Below are 12,601 nucleotides of genomic sequence, written 5' to 3' on the forward strand. Positions count from 1 at the left end.
AGTCACAGCGGAATGTTGTCGTGCTTCTTCCAGGGGTTTTCGAGGCTCTTGGTCCGCAGCTTGCGCAGACCCAGCGCGATGCGCTTGCGGGTCGAGTGCGGGTAGATCACCTCGTCGATGTAGCCCCGGCTCGCCGCCACAAAGGGATTGGCGAAGCGGTCTTCGTATTCCTTGGTCTTCTCGGCGATGCCCTCGGGCGAGAGGCCGCGGAAGATGATCTCCACTGCGCCCTTGGCGCCCATCACCGCGATTTCGGCGGTGGGCCAAGCGTAGTTGAGGTCGCCGCGAAGGTGCTTGGACGCCATAACGTCGTAAGCGCCGCCATAGGCCTTGCGGGTGATCACGGTGATCTTCGGCACGGTCGCCTCAGCATAGGCGAACAGCAGCTTGGCGCCGTGCTTGATGATGCCGTTGTGCTCCTGATCGGTGCCCGGCAGGAAGCCCGGAACGTCCACGAAAGTGATGATCGGGATGTTGAAGGCATCGCAGAAGCGCACGAAACGCGCGGCCTTCTTGGACGAGTTGATGTCCAGCACGCCTGCCAGCACCATCGGCTGGTTGGCGACGACGCCCACGGTCTTGCCCTCGATCCGGCCGAAACCGACGATGATGTTGCCGGCATGCAGCGGCTGAACCTCGAAGAAGTCACCCTCGTCGAGGGTCTTCTTGATCACCTCATGCATGTCGTAAGGCTGGTTGGCCGAAGGCGGGATCACCGTATCCAGGCTTTCCTCAGCGCGATCCCACGGATCGGCGCAAGGACGCTCGGGCACTTCCTCACGATTGTTCAGTGGCAGGAAATCGAAGAAATCGCGCGCTGCCAGCAGCGCCTCGATATCGTTTTCCAGCGCGAGGTCGGACACCGAGGTCTTGCTGGAATGCGTGATCGCGCCGCCCAGTTCTTCCTGCGTGACGACTTCGTTGGTGACGGTCTTCACCACGTCCGGTCCGGTGACGAACATGTACGAGCTGTCCTTCACCATGAAGATGAAGTCCGTCATCGCCGGCGAATAGACCGCGCCGCCCGCGCAGGGCCCCATGATCAGCGAAAGCTGCGGCACCACGCCTGAGGCGAGCACGTTGCGCTGGAACACTTCGGCATAACCGCCGAGCGAGGCCACGCCTTCCTGGATGCGTGCACCGCCGGAGTCGTTCAGGCCGATCACCGGCGCGCCGACCTTCATCGCATTGTCCATCAGCTTGCAGATCTTCTGCGCGTGACGGTGCGAGAGCGAACCGCCGAACACGGTGAAGTCCTGGCTGAACACGAAGACGAGGCGGCCGTTGATGGTGCCCGATCCGGTGACGACGCCGTCGCCGGGGATCTTCTGGCTTTCCATGCCGAAATCGGTGCAGTCATGTTCGACGTAGAGGTCGAATTCCTCGAAGCTATCCTCATCGAGCAGGATATCGAGGCGTTCGCGCGCGGTCAGCTTGCCCTTGGCATGCTGCGCGGCGATGCGCTTCTCACCACCACCCAGCTTTGCTGCGGCGCGGCGGTTCTCCATTTCGGCGATATTGGCTGACATCCGTTATCCCTTGCAATGACCCCGGCCTTCCTCTGGCCGTTCGGCGCGAATTTGCTGTGACTGCTAAGGCAGGTCGAACGCCTCAGGTCAATAGTTTTAATCGCTCGGTTAAATGGTAGGAGTAATGATCTGGCGGCAAATCCGCCCCACCGATGGATCGACACCGCCCTGCCGATGAAATGGCGCAATTTAGCGATTCATTCGCGCGGACGATGCCCAAAACGGAAAAGCCCGGACGCCGCTTGGGAATAGCGGCATCCGGGCTTTCTACACTCCCGCGCGGACGCGGTTGCGACAATTGCATTCGGGACGGGCCGTCAAAACCCGCCTCCGGATCACTTCATCAGCACAAGCTCTTCCGACATGGTCGGGTGGACGGCGACGGTGGCATCGAAATCGGCCTTGGTCAGCCCAGCCTTCACCGCGATCGCGGCGGCCTGGATGATCTCAGGCGAATCCGGGCCGATCATGTGCAGCCCCAGCACGCGGCCCGTGTGCGCCTCGCAGACCATCTTGTAGAGCGAACGTTCGTTGCGATGGGCGACCACGTTCTTCATCGGGCGGAAATCGCTCGTGTAGATTTCCACCTCGCCGTACTGCTGGCGCGCCTGCGCCTCGGTCAGCCCCACCGCGCCGATCGGCGGATGGCTGAACACGGCCGAGGGGATGCACGAATAGTCCACCGTCGTCGGCTTGCCGCCGAACACGGTATCGGCAAAGGCATGGCCTTCGCGGATCGCCACCGGGGTCAGCTGCACGCGGTTGGTCACGTCGCCCACGGCGTAGATGTGGTCGACGCTGGTCTTCGAATATTCGTCGACCACGATCGCGTTCTTGTCGTCCAGTTCGACGCCGACGTTGTCCAGCCCCAGCCCTTCGACATTGGGCACGCGGCCGGTCGCGAACATCACGCAGTCCACTTCCAGCGGATCGTGATTGGTCATCGAGACCGTCAGCGAGCCGTCGGCGTTCTTCTCGATCCCGCGGAAGTCCGCGTTGAAGCGGAAGTCGATGCCCTTGGCGAGCGAGATCTGCAGCAGGCGGTCGCGCAGCTGCTCGTCATAGCCGCGCAGCAGCGCGTCGGAGCGGTTGATCAGCGTCACCTTGGCGCCGAATTCGTTGAAGATGCCGGCGAACTCGTTGGCGATATAGCCGGCGCCGGCGATCAGGATGCGCTTGGGGATCGCGTCGAGGTGGAACGCCTCGTTCGAGGTGATGCCCAGTTCGTGGCCCGGGCAGCTCGGTATCAGCGGACGCGCGCCGGTGGCGATCAGGATCACCTTGGCGGTCTTCTTCTCGCCGCTGGACAGCGTGATCTCATGCGGGCCGGTGATCACTGCACGCTCGTGGAAGATCTCCACCTTGTTGTTCGAAAGCGTCTGCGTGTAGAGCCCGTTCAGCCGATCGACGTCGCCCAGCACGTTGTCGCGCAGCTTCAGCCAGTCGAACTTCGCTTCCGGAATGTCCCAGCCGAAGTGCTTGGCGTCTTCCAGATCCTCGGCAAAGTGCGCGCCGTAGACGAGCATCTTCTTGGGCACGCAGCCACGGATCACGCATGTACCGCCGACCCGGAACTCCTCCGCCACCGCCACGCGCGCACCGTGCGCCGCCGCGATCCGGCTCGCACGCACGCCGCCCGATCCGGCGCCGATGGTGAAGAGGTCGTAGTCGAATTCGGACATGCGGCTTGCTCCTATGCACCCCGTCCGGGGGCGTAACCCTATGCCCCGTCCAGGGGCGGGGCGCATATGGGGCATGGGCGCACATATTGCCAACCTGCGATTTGCGCATGGCGGCAGGAACAATCGGAAACGGATCGTCGAAATCGGCTCTCCGCTGGACGCAGACTCATTGTCAACTTTTTTGGTTGAGTTTATAGGAGTCGCATCGCCCGCCGTCTCCCCTTCCGGCGGGCGCCCTTTTGGGAGAAGACAGATGGCACTGACGCAATCCGCTGCGGCCCCTGCCGAAAAGCCTCTCATCCTGCTCATCCCGGGCCTTGACGGCAGCGGACCAGGCCACTGGCAACGCCGCTGGGCGGATGAGATGGAAGATGCCCAGATGGTCGACCTCGGCCTGTGGGAAAAGCCGCATCGCAACACCTGGATCAATCGGCTGAACCTTGCCGTGCAACGCGCGGGACGGCCGGTGGTGCTGGTGGCACACAGCCTTGGCTGCCTGCTGACGGCATGGTGGGCCAAGTTCGAACAGCCCGGCTGGTCGAGCCCGGTAATCGGCGCCCTGCTGGTCGCCCCGCCGGAAGTGGACTTCTTCCCGCGCGACGATCGGCTGAACGGCTTCGCACCGACGCCGGCCGATGGGCTGCCCTTCCCGTCCATCCTCGTCGCCAGTCGCAACGATCCGTGGATCGGTTTCCCGACGGCCAAGCTGCTCGCCAAGCAGTGGGGCAGCGAGTTCGAGGATGCGGGCGATGCCGGCCACATCAATGCCGATTCGAAGATCGGCAGCTGGGAGGATGGCAAGCGCCTGCTCCACCGCCTGATGAACACCCGGCCGGAGGCAGCGACACCGCACATCCTCAACAATGGCGATTGGTCGGAAGGCCTCGAATACCGATCCTGACCGGCACATCGCCCAAATAACGAAAGCCGGAGGCGCGGCCCGCGCCCCCGGCTTTTCATTTACCGTCAGGCCGACCTTACTTGATGCCGGCCAGCGACAGCAGCGCCTCGGTCGAAGGGTCGAACGAAGTATCGCCCTGCTCGATCTGCTTGGCGATTTCCTTGCCCAGTTCGACGCCGAACTGATCGAACGGGTTGATGCCCATCAGCACGGCATTGGCGAAAGTGCGATGTTCGTGGAACGCGATCAGCGCGCCGAACGTGGCGGGGCTGACTTCATCGAGCAGGATCGTGGCCGAGGGACGATCGCCCGGATAGGCGCGCGCCGGATCCTCGCTGGCCTTGCCGGCCATCAGCGCCGCGCCCTGCGCGAAGCAGTTCGACAGCAGGATACGATGATGCGCCGGGTTCAGATCATCGCCCGGTCCGATCGCGGCGATGAAGTCCACCGGCACGATGTTGGTGCCCTGATGCAGCAGCTGGAACACGGCATGCTGCGCATCCGTACCCACGCCGCCCCAGGTGATCGGCGCAGTCGGCCCATCGACCGGCGTACCGTCCACCTTCACGCTCTTGCCGTTCGATTCCATCTCCAGCTGCTGGAGATAGTCCGGCAGCAGCTTCAGGCGTTCGTCATAGGCGAACACGCCGCGCGTCTGACAGCCGCGCAGGCGGGTGTAGTACTGGTCCGCGAAAGCGGCGCGCAGCGGCAGGTTGGCAAGGCCATCGGTATCGCGGAAATGCGCGTCCATCGCCGCTGCCCCGTCAAGGAACTCGGCAAAATCCGGCCAGCCGAGCGCCATGGCCACCGGGAACCCGATCGAGGACCACAGCGAATAGCGCCCGCCGACGCTCTCGGAGAACGGCAGGATGCGCGTTTCGTCCACGCCCCATTCGATCGCCTTGTCCGGCGCGGCCGTCAGCGCGACGACGCGGCCGTAAGGATCCTCCACGCCGTTCTCCCGCAGCCAGGCGATCGCGCTTTCGGCATTGGTCATCGTCTCGATTGTAGTGAAGGTCTTGGAGGCAACCGCCAGCATCGTGGTGGCCGGATCGCACTTCGCAAAAGCGGCTTCCAGCGCGCAACCGTCGATGTTGGAGACGACTTGCACGTTCACCATTGCCCCGTCGCGCGCCAGCGCGTCGATCGCGAGCGCCGGGCCCAGCGCCGAGCCGCCGATGCCGATGTGGATCAGGTGCTTCACCTCACCCATGGCGCCGCGATGGATGGCTTCCACGATGGCGGCCATGCGGTGGTGATATTCGGCGGCGAGAGCCACGCTTTCCTCACTGCCGACGCCGCGCTGCGCGGTGTGTTCGGCGGCGCGGCCTTCGGTGGGATTGACGATCTCGCCATTGAACAGCGCGGCGCGGCGGCCCTCGAAGTCCATCGCTTCGGTCAGTTCCAGGAACGCGGCGACGTGCGCAGCGTCGAGATGCGTCTTCGACCAGTCGAACCGCATGCCGCAATCGGCTTCGATATCGCTGGCCTCAAAATGCGTGGCGAAGGTCTCCAGGCGGTCGGGATCGGCAGCAAAAAGCTCCTTCAGGCTCGGCTTGGGAAGGCTCTCCAGCTTGTTCCACACCGCTTTGCTCATGCCTTGTTCCCTTCGTTACGTTTGCGGCCAGATCCGCCGCCGACACTGCGCCTGAAAGCGCGGCCAAATTCGCGGGCCGCGTTATGCATGGCGGGCCCGTTCAGGCCAAGGGGCATTGTTGCAGACCAATCGGCCTGAAAGATGACGATTTTGGTCGATCCACATGGGGTATCCGGCGGGATTGCGCTTGACGGGAGCGCGCGCGCGCAACAAGGGTCGGCGCATGAGCGAAACCGACACAGCGGCCCCGGCCCCGTCATCCGCAAACCCCGCCTCCGGCTCCGGACAAAACCCGGCGACCAACCGCGACAAGCATTCAGGCCAACCCGCCAAGAAGGATGAGAGTTTCCTCTCCTTCCTGTTCTGGCTGGTGCTGGGCGTGGTGGTGCTGCGCAGCTTCATCATCTCGCCCTTCAACATTCCCAGCGAATCGATGCTGCCGCGGCTGCTGAACGGGGACTATCTGTTCGCGTCGAAGTGGTCCTACGGCTATTCGAAGTACTCGCTGCCGTTCAGCCTGCCGCTGATCCCCGGCCGCGTCTTCGCCAGCCAGCCCGCACGCGGCGACGTGGTGATCTTCAAGGCGCCCCCGGGCAACGACGTGGACTACATCAAGCGCGTGATCGGCCTTCCCGGTGACGAAGTGCAGGTGAAGGGCGGCCAGGTCTGGATCAACGGCAAGGCCGTGCCGCGCGTGAAGCAGCCCGATTTCGCGCTGCCGGTCACGCCCAATACCCATTGCTACGCCCCGGAATTCGAAGGCACGGACGCCAAGGGCGGCCCGGTCTGCAATTATCCGCAGTACCGCGAGACGCTGCCGAACGGGAAGAGCTACAACGTGCTCGACCTTGGCCACACGCCGCAGGACGATACCGGCGTCTACGTCGTTCCCGAAGGCCACATGTTCCTGATGGGCGACAACCGCGACAACTCGCTGGACAGCCGCTTCCCCGCCGTGGAAGGCCAGGGCATCGGCATCGTCCCGCAGGACAACCTGGTCGGCAAGGCCGCCATCATGATGTTCTCCACAGACGGTTCGGCGAACTGGTTCCTCCCCTGGACCTGGTTCACCGCCGCGCGCTGGAGCCGCATCGGGAGCATTATTTGAGTGATTGACGCGCAGGACCGCGCCTTCATCGCCGCAGTCGCGGGGGCTGAGCCCGCCGACGAGGCCCTTTGGGCCGCTGCCCTTACCCACGGCAGCACAGGCGAGAAGCGCAATTACGAACGACTGGAATTTCTCGGCGACCGGGTGCTTGGGCTCTCGGTCGCCGAATGGCTCTATCAGAACAGCGAGGAAGCCGAAGGCCGCCTGTCGCAGCGCCTGAACGCGCTGGTCGCCCGCACCACCTGCGCGCAAGTGGCGCGCGGGATCGAACTTGGCCCGCGCATGCGCCTGGGCAAACAGGCGCGCGACGATGGCGGGCAGGACAGCGACAATATCCTGGGGGACGTGATGGAAGCGCTGATCGGCGCCTGCTTCATCGAACACGGCTTCGATGCGGCGCGCGCCATGGTGCGCAACCTCTGGGGCGAAGCGATGCAGGGCAAGGCCGGCAAGCGCAAGCATCCCAAGTCCGCCCTGCAGGAATGGGCCGCCGGCAACCGCCGTCGCATGCCCGAATACAAGCTGGTCGAGCGCTCCGGCCCCGACCATGCCTCGCAATTCACTGTCGAGGTATCCATTCACAACGTCGGCTCTGCGCGCGCTGTCGCGAACTCAAAGCAGGACGCGGAAACGCGCGCGGCCGAGGAATTCATGAGGAAATTCGGATGACCGAGACATGCGGTCTCGTCGCCGTGATCGGCGCGCCCAACGCGGGCAAGTCTACGCTGGTCAACGCACTGGTCGGCCAGAAGGTCGCCATCACTTCGGCCAAGGCCCAGACCACCCGCGCACGCCTGCTGGGCATTGCGCTGGAAGGTGAAACGCAGATCATTCTGGCCGACACCCCCGGCATCTTCGCGCCCAAGCGCCGGCTTGACCGCGCGATGGTCGCCGCCGCCTGGGAAGGCGCGCAGGAGGCCGATGCGGTGCTGCTGGTGGTCGATCCCATCAAGAAGCGCCGGCATGAGCTGGAACCGCTGCTGGAAGCGCTGGCCACCCGCCCCGAACGCAAGATCCTGGTGATCAACAAGGTCGATGCCGGTGCCAAGGAACCGCTGCTGGTGCTGGCGCAGGAACTGACCGGCAAGGTCCAGTTCGACGAAGTGTTCTTCGTCTCCGCGCTTTCCGGCGACGGCGTGCCCGAACTGAAGACGCATCTTGCCAAGCTGATGCCCGAAGGCCCCTGGCACTATCCGGAAGATCAGGTTTCCGACGCCAGCGAACGCCTGCTGGCCTGCGAAATCACGCGCGAGCAGCTCTATCGCCAATTGCACGAGGAACTGCCCTACGATGCCGCCGTGCGTCCCGAAGCGTACGAGCAGCGCAAGGACGGTTCGGTGGAAATCCGCCAGCAGATCGTCGTCACCCGCGACAACCAGCGCGCCATCGTGCTGGGCAAGGGCGGCGCCAAGATCAAGGCCATCGGCGAGGCTGCACGCAAGGAACTAACCGAAGTGCTGGGCCAGAAGGTTCACCTCTTCCTCCACGTGAAGGTAGAGGAAAACTGGGCCGACGCGCGCGATATCTATGAAGAAATCGGGCTGGACTGGGTGAAGTAATGCCCAGCATCCGGTTCTCCACGCTCGCCGCGACGGCGATCGCGCTCTGCTGCGCCATGCCCGTGGCGCAGGCGCAGACAGTCAAGGCCGATATCGGCGCACAGGTAGAGGAAACGCTGGCCGGCCAGCGTTATGTCGCCATCGGATCGTCCTTCGCGGCCGGTCCGATGCTGCCCCCAGCCAAGCCCGGCGGGCCGGCACGCTGCGGACAGAGCCAGAACAACTACCCCTCCCTGCTGGCCGAACGCTTCGGGATGGTGCTGACCGACCGTTCGTGCTCCGGCGCGACGACCGACAACGTGCTGGGCCCCTGGGGCGACATCCCGCCGCAGATCAACGCCGTCACGGCGCAGACCCGCCTTGTCACGCTGACCATTGGCGGGAACGACCTCAACTACGTCGGCAACCTGTTCAACGCCTCCTGCGCCTATCGCGCGAAGCAGTCGCTGGCAGCGGGCGGCAAGCCCCGCCCCTGCGGCGCGGTGAAAGTGCCGACCGAGTACGACTACGCGCGCGATGAAATGCAGCTGATGGAGATTGCGCGGCGCGTGCGCACGCAGGCTCCACGCGCGCGCATCGTCTTCGTCCAGTACCTGACGCCGCTGCCCGCGCCCGGCAAGCTTTGCATGGACACCCCGGTCAGCGAGGAGCACGCCGCGATCATCCGCCAGATCGGCGTGCGTCTGGCCGATATAACCACCCGCGTCGCCTCCGCAAACGGAGCGCTGCTGGTGGAGATGAACCAGTCTTCCGCCGTGCATACCCCGTGCGATACCGTGCCCTGGCTGATCGGCTCTCCCGATGGCTATGACGGCCGCCTAGGCTTGCAATGGCACCTGAACTTCGCGGGCATGGAAGCCACCGCGAACGATATCGCCTGGTGGCTGATGCGCACCGGCGTGAAGCCGGTAAAGCCCAACCTGCTGCCGCAGATCGCACCGGCACCGGCGCCACTGGTAACGCCGCCGCCGGTTCCCCCGGTCAAGCCCGTGCCCACGTCGACAGCGTCCGGCACGCGCAACCGCCGCTAGAGCGTTTTCTAATCAGGTGAGATCACCTGATGACTCGAAAAACGCGGGAAACCAAAAACTTAGAGTGGCTTGCCGCTAGACCCGTTCCGCCAGCCTCCACCGCGCGAGGCTGGCGAGAGCGGCCACGCCTGCCAGCACCGCACAGGCCAGCATCGGCACCGGCCCTTCCCCCAGGCCGAGCGAGAGCGTCACCCCCACCAGCGCCGCGCCCAGCGTCTGCCCGAACAGCCGTCCGGTAGCCAGCAATCCGCCCGCCGCCGCCGCCCGCTCACGCGGGGCATTGCCCACGATCATGCGCGCGTTGGGTGAGAAGAACAGCGAAAAGCCCAGTGCGGCAACCACCAGCCGCCACGCCACCCCGGCCACGCCCGCGTCGTCCGGCAGGAAGGCCATGAAGCAGAGGCCGGCAACGGCGATCACCATTCCGATCAGCCCCATGATCGATGGTGAAGCATGGTCGGACAGCCAGCCGGCCACCGGCGCCACTACCAGCATCGTCAGCGGGAACGGCAGCACCATCAGGCCCACCTCCTGCGGTGTGTAGCCCATGCCCTGCTCCAGCCGGAATGGCAGCGCCACGATCAGCGCAGCGGATCCCACGAAGGCCGCAATCGCCGCGACAGTCGAAAGGCCGATCGCCGGCATCGCCAAGAGATCGACCGGAAAGACCGGGTTCGCCTGTCGCTGTTCCCGCCATGCCAGCAGAAGCGCCGATCCCAGACCGGCCAAGGCGATCGCGATGCCCACGGCCACCCTGCCGCCATGCGCGGCCATCTCGATACCGCCGATCAGCATCGCGAAACTCGCCGCGCTCCAGAGGCCCGATCGCCAGTCGAACGGCGTAGCGCCCCGCACCGGATCGGGCAGGAACCGGCCGATCAGCAGGGAAATCAGCGCCAGCGGTACCGCCGCCACGAAGACCCAGCGCCAGTCGGCATGGGCAACGATCAGGCCGCCCAGAACCGGCGCCACGGCATTCGAACTGGCGACGATTACGGAATTGATACCCAGTCCGCTGCCAAGGCTGGCCTTGGAGTAGATCTGCCGGATCAGCGCCGCCGAAACGCTCATCGCCATGCCCGCGCCGAACGCCTGCCCGGCCCTGACGATCAGCAATACCGGCAGCGAATGCGCCAGAAAGGCAAGGGCGGAAGCCGCCATGAAGATGATCTGGCCGGCCTGATAGACACGCCTTAGGCCCAGCCGCTCGCCCAGATTGGCGAAAGGCAGCAGCGCCATCACCATGACCAGCTGGTAGACGGTAACGACATTCACAACCACGCCCTGCTCGACGCCAAGATCCCGCGCGATCGTCGGCAAGGCGACATTGGCGATGGTGCCGTCCAGCACGAACAGTGATGTGCCGAAGGAGATCGCGACGATGGCCCACAGCCTGCGCGGCATCGCGAGACCCGTATCCGGAATGACCGCTTCCCCCATCGCGGGAGCCGATACCGCTTCTTCGTCTCGCACTTGCAACATGATCTGACCAACGCCTCAAGACCGGATTCGTCGCAAGTCCGGCACGGTAAGAAATTGTCGCAGGCGGTTTCGCGAAAGCAAGCTGCTGATTCCGCGCCGCCGCAACGTCTCGAAAATGCCATGTTCGACTTGCATGACGCGCAGGCGACAAAATCGCCCCCATCCATGCGGGCTTGAGGAACGAGAAGGGTCGAGCATGATCGCTGCAGCCGGGCGCCTCCTTGCCCGAACGGGACAGGCTGTGCGCCCCCGTGGCGGAACCGCCATCGGATCGCCCACGCTCTATCTCGTCGTCGGTTTCGTGCTGCGCTTGATGATGCTGGGCAAGCCGGCGTTCCAGTCGGACGAGCAGTTCTACCTCCTCGTCGGCCAGCGCATGGCTCAGGGCGCCCTGCCCTTCGTGGACATCTGGGACCGCAAGCCCTGGGGCCTTTTCGCGATCTATCGCGGCGTCTACCTGCTGCCGTTCGATCCGGTGCTGACGTACCAGATACTGGGCCTTGCCTGCTCGGTGCTGACCGCGCTGGTGATAGAACGGATGGCGCGCTGGATCGCCTCGCCGCGCGCCGCGCAGGCCGCCGGGCTGGTCTACCTGCTGTGGCAAGTCGTGTTCAATGCCGCGCTGGGGCAGGCGCCGGTGTTCTACAACCTGCCGGTGGTGGTGGCTGCGCTGCTGGTCATCGAAGCCTGCCAGCGGCGCGGCGATCCGCTGCTATGGCGCCGCGCGCTGCTGCCGATGCTGCTGCTCGGCCTGGCGATGCAGATCAAGTACACCGTGATGTTCGAAGGGATCGGTTTCGGCCTGCTGCTGCTTGCACGTGGGCGTTCCGACGGTTGGGGGGCGCCACGCCTTGCCGGAACCGCCGCGCTATGGCTGCTGGCCGCGCTGCTGCCGACCATGGCCGTAGCGGCCGGCTATGCCTTGCTCGGCCATCTCGACGCCTTCATCCAGAGCAACTTCCTGTCGATCTTCGGCCGGGCGACCGACCACGCCGACGCCTATACCCAGCTTGCCAAGGAAGTGCTGGCGATGACGCCCTTCACGCTGGCCATCCTGCTGGCGCCGCATCGCCTTTCGCCGATGCGCGGGGAGCGCCCCGCGACGCTGCCCGCCCTGCGCATATGGGCGATCTTCGCGATCGCCGGGTTCCTGGCATTCGGGACGTGGTATGATCACTACCTCGGCCCGGTGCTGGTGCCGCTGTCGATTTTGGCGGCCCCAGCCCTAGCCCGCGTGCGCAAGGGGGAGCGCTGGTACGGCCAGTTGCTAGTCGGCCTGGGTCTGATCGGCGCCGTGCTCGTCCCGGCATTCCAGGTGCGCGAAAAAGGGGACGCGGAGGACTTCACCGCGGTGAGCGACCTCATCGCCCGCGAACTGCACGGACGCTGCCTCTATGTCTACGAAGGGGACAGCGCGCTCTACCGCACGACCAACGCCTGTATCCCGACGCGCTTTGCCTATCCCAGCCACCTCAACGCCATGAACGAGGCGGCGGCGCTGGGTGTGGATGCGGCGGCCGAAGTCGCGCGGGTGTTCGACAGCCGGCCGGGCGTGATCGTGAAGGCCGAATCCGGCCGCCCCAACCTGCCCAACCTGACGACGCGCGCGCTGGTCGAAAAGCGGCTGGCCGAGAGTTACGAGCGTTATGCCGGCGTAACCCTCGGCACCCGAAAATACGGGCTCTACCGCCTCAAGCTTTAATCAGCGCGGC

Annotated in this window: 10 protein-coding genes; 6 read left to right on the forward strand and 4 right to left on the reverse strand. The window is 65.0% G+C overall.

Annotated elements, in window-relative coordinates; all coding sequences use genetic code 11:
- Positions 1 to 2: 2 nt before the first annotated feature.
- Positions 3 to 1,529, reverse strand: coding sequence for an acyl-CoA carboxylase subunit beta (locus tag WBP07_RS07530; RefSeq protein ID WP_395395212.1), 1,527 nt, complete (start codon positions 1,527 to 1,529; stop codon positions 3 to 5).
- Positions 1,530 to 1,864: 335 nt separating this feature from the next.
- The gene (gene gor, locus WBP07_RS07535) at positions 1,865 to 3,211 is read right to left on the reverse strand and encodes a glutathione-disulfide reductase (RefSeq protein ID WP_395395213.1); all 1,347 of its coding nucleotides are present in this window, start codon (positions 3,209 to 3,211) and stop codon (positions 1,865 to 1,867) included.
- A gap of 253 nt (positions 3,212 to 3,464) precedes the next feature.
- Between gor and WBP07_RS07540 the strand changes: the two genes are divergently transcribed.
- On the forward strand, positions 3,465 to 4,112 hold the full coding sequence (locus WBP07_RS07540; RefSeq protein ID WP_395395215.1) for an RBBP9/YdeN family alpha/beta hydrolase: 648 nt from the start codon (positions 3,465 to 3,467) through the stop codon (positions 4,110 to 4,112).
- A 76-nt stretch (positions 4,113 to 4,188) separates the two neighbouring features.
- On the opposite strand, the gene pgi is transcribed toward WBP07_RS07540, so the two are convergent.
- Complete coding sequence (gene pgi / locus WBP07_RS07545) at positions 4,189 to 5,709, reverse strand: glucose-6-phosphate isomerase (protein WP_395395217.1); 1,521 nt, start codon at positions 5,707 to 5,709, stop codon at positions 4,189 to 4,191.
- A 223-nt stretch (positions 5,710 to 5,932) separates the two neighbouring features.
- Between pgi and lepB the strand changes: the two genes are divergently transcribed.
- The 4 genes from lepB to WBP07_RS07565 are packed head-to-tail and all read left to right on the forward strand — an operon-like array spanning position 5,933 to position 9,407.
- Positions 5,933 to 6,817 (forward strand): signal peptidase I, encoded by an 885-nt coding sequence (gene lepB / locus WBP07_RS07550; RefSeq protein WP_395395218.1) that lies wholly within the window; start codon positions 5,933 to 5,935, stop codon positions 6,815 to 6,817.
- Positions 6,818 to 7,486, forward strand: coding sequence for a ribonuclease III (gene rnc, locus WBP07_RS07555; protein ID WP_395395219.1), 669 nt, complete (start codon positions 6,818 to 6,820; stop codon positions 7,484 to 7,486).
- Positions 7,483 to 8,376: a GTPase Era gene (gene era, locus WBP07_RS07560; protein WP_395395220.1), complete on the forward strand. Its 894-nt coding sequence runs from the start codon at positions 7,483 to 7,485 to the stop codon at positions 8,374 to 8,376. Before rnc ends, era begins: the two co-directional genes overlap by 4 nt.
- Positions 8,376 to 9,407, forward strand: a complete 1,032-nt coding sequence (locus WBP07_RS07565; protein ID WP_395395221.1) for an SGNH/GDSL hydrolase family protein — start codon at positions 8,376 to 8,378, stop codon at positions 9,405 to 9,407. Before era ends, WBP07_RS07565 begins: the two co-directional genes overlap by 1 nt.
- Positions 9,408 to 9,482: 75 nt before the next feature.
- Here WBP07_RS07565 and WBP07_RS07570 read toward each other — a convergent pair whose 3' ends face one another.
- A complete protein-coding gene (locus WBP07_RS07570; RefSeq protein WP_395395222.1) occupies positions 9,483 to 10,889 on the reverse strand; it encodes an MFS transporter in 1,407 nt (468 codons plus the stop codon).
- 196 nt (positions 10,890 to 11,085) lie between these two features.
- Between WBP07_RS07570 and WBP07_RS07575 the strand changes: the two genes are divergently transcribed.
- Positions 11,086 to 12,591 carry a hypothetical protein gene (locus tag WBP07_RS07575; protein ID WP_395395223.1) on the forward strand — a complete coding sequence of 502 codons (1,506 nt, stop codon included), beginning with the start codon at positions 11,086 to 11,088 and terminating at the stop codon, positions 12,589 to 12,591.
- The last annotated feature ends 10 nt before the right edge of the window (positions 12,592 to 12,601 follow it).

It is taken from the genome of Novosphingobium oxfordense (genome assembly GCF_044029435.1).
Classification (GTDB): domain Bacteria; phylum Pseudomonadota; class Alphaproteobacteria; order Sphingomonadales; family Sphingomonadaceae; genus Novosphingobium.